This is a genomic window from Mesorhizobium sp. (assembly GCF_024509055.1).
In the GTDB taxonomy this organism is placed as follows: Bacteria; Pseudomonadota; Alphaproteobacteria; order Rhizobiales; family Rhizobiaceae; genus Mesorhizobium.
In genome coordinates this window covers 1-2,139 of the sequence record NZ_JANINM010000285.1, presented here as the reverse complement: position 1 = coordinate 2,139, position 2,139 = coordinate 1, and the positions used below count along the sequence as shown (strand labels likewise).

The 2,139-nt window shown below is 62.6% G+C and carries 2 protein-coding genes; both read right to left on the bottom strand.

Going from position 1 to position 2,139, the window contains the following annotated elements; all coding sequences use genetic code 11:
• Positions 1 to 296: 296 nt before the first annotated feature.
• Complete coding sequence (gene ehuB, locus Q0L57_RS13125; protein WP_296743250.1) at positions 297 to 1,148, bottom strand: ectoine/hydroxyectoine ABC transporter substrate-binding protein EhuB; 852 nt, start codon at positions 1,146 to 1,148, stop codon at positions 297 to 299.
• 109 nt (positions 1,149 to 1,257) lie between these two features.
• On the bottom strand, positions 1,258 to 2,043 hold the full coding sequence (ehuA, locus tag Q0L57_RS13120) for an ectoine/hydroxyectoine ABC transporter ATP-binding protein EhuA (RefSeq protein WP_296743249.1): 786 nt from the start codon (positions 2,041 to 2,043) through the stop codon (positions 1,258 to 1,260).
• Between the last annotated feature and the right edge of the window lie 96 nt (positions 2,044 to 2,139).

Below are 2,139 nucleotides of genomic sequence, written 5' to 3'. Positions count from 1 at the left end.
TCAGCTCGATGGTGACAAGCGCTCCCTGCAATATCAGGCCGAGATAGCCGGACCATTGGGTCATTTGCGTTTAGAGTTTCCTGTCGTTTGCGTTGGTACGAGGCGGCTGCGACAAACCCCTTCTCACCGTTCGCGGGAGAAGATGCCTGTTCACCCTTCGCAGCTGCAGCTCGGCTGCAGCGTAGGACGAGCAGGCAGATGAGGGGCGGAGCCAGCCTTGCAGAATCTGGCGCCGCCCCTCACCCGGCTCTCGAGCCACCTTCCCCCGTAAACGGGAGAAGGAAGAAAGCCGCGCCTTACTTCTTCGAGCAGAGCTTCTCGCGCGTCGTCGACATCGCGGCGGCGGCGGAGAAGCCATAGGGCTCGATGATCTTGGCGAATTCGCCCGACTTCTTCATCTTGGCGAGCTCGACGTCATAGGCGTCACGCAGTGCCTCGTCGCCCTTCTTGAAGGCCGCGCCGTCGCAATAGACCGGCGCGCCCTGCACCGGCGCGATCACTTCCAGGTTCGGATCATTGGCCTTCTTGACCAGGTCGTTGATCGAAAGCACCGGCAGCGAATAGGCGTCGATACGGCCGTCCTGCACCATCTTCAGCCCGCTCTGGCCGTCCGGCACGACGATGACGCGATCGCGCGGCACGCCTGCATTGAGCGCCAGCTTCTCCTCGGTGCCGCCGCCCGGCGCGCCGACGGTGGCGGAGGTGTCCTTGGCGATGTCCTCATAGCTCTTGAAGTGCTTCGGATTTCCCTTCTTCACCAGCATGGCCTCGGCGTCGCAGAGCACCGGCTCGGAATAGGCGACCGCCGCGCAACGCTCCGGCTTCATGAACAAGCCAGCGGTGACGACGTCGAAGCGACCTGCCTGCAGGCCGGGAATCATGGCGCCATATTCCGAGATCGAAGCGACGATGTCCTTGACGCCGAGCCGCTTGAATATCTCGCGCGCCACGTCCGGCGCGGCGCCCGAAACCTTGCCGTCCGCCGCCACCGCGGTATAAGGCGGCTCATTGGCGATGGCGACGCGGGCAAAGCCCTGCGCCTTGAGTTGCTCGAGCTTGGCGTCATCTGCCGAACGCGCGCCGGAGGCGAGCAGCATCGTGGTCACCGCGAGGCCGGCGACGCCAGCCAGGATGGCAAGTTTCTTCATCGTTCCCAACTCCTTGTTCTCTTCTTGGTTTGCTCAATTGGCGGCGACGTCACCGCTTCGGGACGACTACGTCGCCCTGGGACGACTTCGTCGTCCGTTTGCATGGCGGTCAGACACGATGTCCGGCCGCGATGATCTTCTTCAGGAAGCTCTGCGTACGCTCCTGCTTGGGGTGTCGGAAAATCTCATCGGGCTTGCCTTCCTCGACGATCCTGCCGCGGTCGAAGAACAGCACGCGGTCGGCGAAGTCGTGCGCGAAGCCCATCTCGTGGGTCACGAGCAGCATCGTCATGTCGGTCTCGGCGGCGAGCTTGCGCATGACGTTGAGCACCTCCTCGACCAGTTCCGGATCGAGCGCCGAGGTGACCTCGTCGAAGAGCATGATCTTGGGCGACAGCGCCAACGCCCGGGCGATCGCCACGCGCTGCTTCTGGCCGCCTGAAAGCTGCGCCGGCATCGCCTTCGCCTTGTCGGCCAGCCCGACCATGTCGAGCAGTTCCATCGCCCGCTTCTCGGCGGCGACACGAGCGACGCCCTTGGTCAGCATCGGCGCCAGGGTGACATTGTCCATGACGCATTTGTGCGGGAACAGATTGAAGAGCTGGAAGACCATGCCGATCTTCTGGCGCATCCTGGCCAGATGCCGCTCGTCGGCCGGCAGCAGCTGGCCGTTGCGCTCCATGTGGTAGAGCTGGTCGCCATCGACCTGGATGTGACCGCCGTCGATCCTCTCCAAGGTCATAAGGATGCGCAGGATCGTCGTCTTGCCGGAGCCGGATGGGCCGATCAAGGCCAGCTTCTCCCCCGGCATGACCTGCATCGACAGGCCGTCCAGCACCTTGAAGGCGCCGAAGCTCTTCGAAATGGCATCGACCTTGATGATGGGCGCGGGCAATTCATTTCCCCGTTCTGGAGAAGCCTATGCCCTTAACGATGCGAAACGCGCTAAATCATGTCAATTGGGAAAATAATATCATGACAATATTTCCGG